We start from the raw sequence: 4,035 nt of genomic DNA, 5'->3' as shown, positions 1-4,035 counted from the left end.
AGACAGCTTGAATCAGAACCGGCCTGATTTGGGAATCCCAAACGATTCAATCTGGTCGGAACCCGCTCTAAGCGTCGAGGCGCTCGGCCGCTCGGAGGCAACCGGCGCAATGCAGTTCAAAATGCTGCGCCGCGCCGCCCGCGGCGCTCGACTGCACGCTCGTCTGTGCCCTCGTACCGAACAGCTCCCTGGAGCATGCCGTGCGCGCGCGCAAAATCGCCATGCGGGACCTTCGCCGTGTCGCTCACATCATGAAGCTGAAAGCCCAGGCGACCAGCGATGCCAATCTTGAAGCGCGCATCGAGGCGCATACCCACGACCAGATCAAGGAGCGCGGCCTATGGAACGAGCCGTGAGCGATCTCTTCGAAGAATCCGACGATGCCACGCCTCGCGCCGGGAGAACGCGATGCGCTGTTGCAGACCGGATCACGGATCGCGACGATCTTAATGAGGCGGAGCAGGAAAACATCGTTAAGGGCGCGCTGGTCAGGCAGGCGGCGGGGCAACCCGCCGATCCGCTGAATGAGGATTTCGCAAAGCGCTCGGCCATCCGTCGCGCATGGAAGGCATCGAGGCCGTAGCGAACTTTTTCCGGCGCTGAGCCCTTCGCCCGCATCCGCGGTATCATCTCGAACCAAACCAAACGGGACCATGGGATTGCCCTCCTCAACATCATGCCGAGATGCTCAAGCGGTGCATCGTCGACATCGCGCAGTGGACGCCATTTTCCGAACTGCATGTCATCTTCGAGGTCTGCGGCCGCGCGGACGAACTGATTGAGCAAGCGTTCGCCGATTTCCGGATCGAGGAAGACGGGCGGCCGATCCCCGTCGAATGCAATTTCATTCCCAAGCCCGTGCACGATCCAGCTCTGGAAGTTGCAGATTTTGTGCTGCACGCGGTTGCAGCCCTCGCTCCATGCTACTGATGAAGGCGCGATCGACGCCCATACGTTCTGCAACGGCTTCCTGGCTTAGGCCTAGGGCCAAGCGAAATCGACGCGGATCTGCTCCAAAGACCTTGCGGATCTCCATCCGCAGGATAGGAAGCAATCGCGTATATTGGCGCTACGTGGTGCATTAGGCGGGAAGGCCGACAAGCGACGTACGCAGCTCGTCCAATAGCTACTCGTCTAAGTAATGCTATGCTCGACCTGATAACAATCTGGCGGTTGTGTGCAAGGGGACGCGCGCTCGAAGAGCGGGCAAGTAATTTCCGAATTCCGGAAGGAAATGGGGCGTCTGCTTTCGCTCATGAGCGCGTTCCAACCTCGGCAACGTAAATGAAAGAGGCCGCTAACCGAGGAGCCCTTGCTGTCGTGAAGTCGCAAGCAGCTCGCTTGAATTCAGAGTGGCTGGCGACCGTCGCTGATGTTGCCAGCAACGACAACCCGCTAAAAAAAGCTACGAAGTACCTGAAAATGGCAACCACTTACGACAGGCCGAGACGCACTCTCTCACCGCGGCCGCGGTCCCGCTAAAGACGCCGGGATAGTCAATGTGCCCTTATCGGGGCTCTACAAGCTTTTCGGAAACCCTGGTCGATCGCAGCACGGGCGTCGGTGATGATCATCTCTTTCGCGGGTCCCAGCGGTGCTGGTGTCTGTCGCGCGCCGCCTTGGCCTCGAGCAGCTCGTTTAATTTGCTACAGTACGCCTCCTGCAGCTTGGCAAGCGCGCTGCATTTACGGGCATACACTACTGCGATCTGTCGAAGCTCCGCCTCGATTTGTGAAACCTTGTCCATGAGTTGCCTATTATCATCTTTAGGTTGATGCGCTGGAATACCAACGTAATCGTCATCGACAGGTGGCGGCGCCTTATGCCGCTCGTTGCGAGCAGCATTCGAAAGCAAAGCGAGCTCCGCCACCACATATCAAGCTCTCGCGCGATGCCGCGTCATGACGCCCGCGCTTGCGGGATGATCCGCATCCTGAACTCCAGCGTCAGGTCGCAAATATTAGGGATCAGGGTCAATTACCACGCGAGCGCACGCGAAGCGCTCCTTGGCGAGAGCAAGAGCCTCAGCACCTGAAACGGCCGCAGGGATACTCATCGATGGTGCGCCTCATGCTTCGCGATATAGTCGAGAATTCGCGCCCTTGCCAAAAGAAGATCCTCATCGAGCGATGCGTGCATCGCGCCTCGAACGCATGGGGAAATCGAGCTCTCAGTATCGATCATGTGCCGAAAGCTCTGACATACACGATCGATTCTCGCGATCGAATCGCCTGCCGTGATTATTCGCTGTTCAGATACGTTGATCCTCCTTCTCGTCGTCAGTAGGTTGGGATTGGCATTCCTGCGTTCTTTGGCGAGCCGAACGGGATCGTGTGAACGTTTGTTCAGCGCTCGAACATCATCGCGGCGCGCATCGACGTAACGCCGGATACCGTTGCAATTATCGATGGGATCGCGAGATGTCTACTTGAGAAGCCGCAGATCTTCTTGAGGATTGCGCAGTGTTGCTTAATCTGGATGGCTTGCCGACGCCGACCGTTAACGCTCCTCGGCGCCGGCGATGAGCAGATGCTATGAGGCCGACCCGTCTTCTTCGCGTTTCTGCGCCTTGACGCGCTTTAGATGTCGGGAACAGATTCGCTGAGCAGGTAACTTCCATTCCGCTCTCGCTTGAAGCAGCGGACGAGCTTGATTAAGCCCGGATTTTCTGTCTCTTGCGATGCCCGCAGAGTCTCTCGACGAAACGTCGCCATTTGCATCTACGCCCATTTAGCTTCAACTCCGTGGTTGAGGTGCAAATGCGGCCGAAGAGTGCCACGTCTAAAACATTCAGACGATGAATTGCGTGAGGCTCGCGCGCGATTTGATCCGACGCCAAAACGCTGCAATGTATGTAAGAGCCGCCGATACTGAGCGCTAGGTAAATAAAGGCGCCACTGTCAGTGGTACAGCCGCGTCCACATGAGCTTGCAAAGTTCCCGCTCTGCTCGCGCGAAGTTGCCAACGTTGAAGTGAGTGCGCCGATACGCAGCATTGCGTTCCGCTCGCGACCCCATGACGCGGGGTCTCTCGCGCTTGTACATTTCGTCGCGTGCTTGGCTGAGTGCGCCGCGCACGGCATGTCGGAGTTCCCCTTTGGTTCGAGGGAATGTGGTTTCGGTGGGCCGAAAGCTAGTAAGCAGTTGCAGCGCGCGAGCCTTGATCTCCTCGAAATACGGACTAACGCGCACTTACGGTTCTCCTTCAGCGAATGATGATGCTGCATTATGTTCCTGATAGCCCGGTTAATGGCATCGATATGGCAATCAGACTCTGTGGATGAAAAGGCAGCCGCGCTGGCAGCTTGCCCAGCACGCATGCTGCGCAGCGCAACTCAGGGGGCTCGTAGGTCACAAGCAGTTCGTTAGAGTGATTACGGGACCGAGATGTCGAGTTGGCAGCCGCACGCTTGCAGCTATGCCTCGGTGACCGCGTGCGCGATATATGCAATTAGGTTCGACGGACGCCGGCTTTTTCACGGACGTGGAGTCGGAACACCGGTTTGCCAGAGTTTCGATGAAAATCATTGCAACTCGGCCTTTGCGCATCGCATCCCCGTCGCCAGCCTGACTCCGGTTTTGTTGAGCTTCGCAAGCAACACTTCCGATGCACCGTAAGGGGGGCGAGAGAGCAGAATCACGTCGCCAGGGCTTGCCGAACGCGAATCGTCGTCGCAATCACGGCTCTATGCCGGATGAGAACAGTGCGCAATTCTCTGTGCGCTGTCCTCGACAATCTCGCTGTTGGGGTGATTGAACCGCGAATAAACCAGGCCTGCGCCCATTCCCTCGGGAGGCTCGCGTCGACCCGAGCCGAAATCGAAGAGGTTCATCCCGTCATCTGGGCCGTCCGGAAAACGAAAAGGTCGAGCTCAGAAAAGCCGGTTGTTAAACCGCTCATTGCGATAATTGCGGATTGTAGCCGTAGTTCAGGATCTGCGTTTCGGATGCAGCATGTGATCGCCTATATGGGTCTTCAACGAAAAATATTTCATCATGGCCTAAGCTTCGTTTTATAGATCCACCTTTGTCCTGC

Annotated in this window: 4 protein-coding genes; 1 reads left to right on the top strand and 3 read right to left on the bottom strand. The window is 57.2% G+C overall.

Annotated elements, in window-relative coordinates; genetic code table 11:
- The first annotated feature begins 200 nt into the window (after positions 1-200).
- Positions 201-356, top strand: a complete 156-nt coding sequence (locus tag CQ14_RS47780; protein WP_156434704.1) for a helix-turn-helix domain-containing protein — start codon at positions 201-203, stop codon at positions 354-356.
- Here the strand turns inward: CQ14_RS47780 and CQ14_RS43295 are convergent.
- The 3 genes from CQ14_RS43295 to CQ14_RS43290 form a co-directional block, all read right to left on the bottom strand.
- Positions 325-900: a hypothetical protein gene (locus CQ14_RS43295; protein ID WP_156434703.1), complete on the bottom strand. Its 576-nt coding sequence runs from the start codon at positions 898-900 to the stop codon at positions 325-327. The genes CQ14_RS47780 and CQ14_RS43295 overlap by 32 nt on opposite strands.
- A complete protein-coding gene (locus CQ14_RS41910; protein WP_082649720.1) occupies positions 845-1,036 on the bottom strand; it encodes a helix-turn-helix domain-containing protein in 192 nt (63 codons plus the stop codon). The genes CQ14_RS43295 and CQ14_RS41910 overlap by 56 nt, the downstream gene beginning before the upstream one ends.
- 534 nt (positions 1,037-1,570) lie before the next feature.
- A complete protein-coding gene (locus CQ14_RS43290; RefSeq protein WP_156434702.1) occupies positions 1,571-1,870 on the bottom strand; it encodes a hypothetical protein in 300 nt (99 codons plus the stop codon).
- Positions 1,871-4,035: the final 2,165 nt, after the last annotated feature.

Source organism: Bradyrhizobium lablabi, assembly GCF_001440475.1.
Lineage (GTDB): Bacteria > Pseudomonadota > Alphaproteobacteria > Rhizobiales > Xanthobacteraceae > Bradyrhizobium > Bradyrhizobium lablabi.
The sequence above is the reverse complement of the archived record's forward strand: the minus strand, read 5'-3'. Positions and strand labels throughout refer to the sequence as shown.

Bases quoted from the DNA above. Each gene is read 5' to 3' on its own strand.
- CQ14_RS41910 (WP_082649720.1), bottom strand. From the start codon at position 1,036: ATGGAGATCCGCAAGGTCTTTGGAGCAGATCCGCGTCGATTTCGCTTG.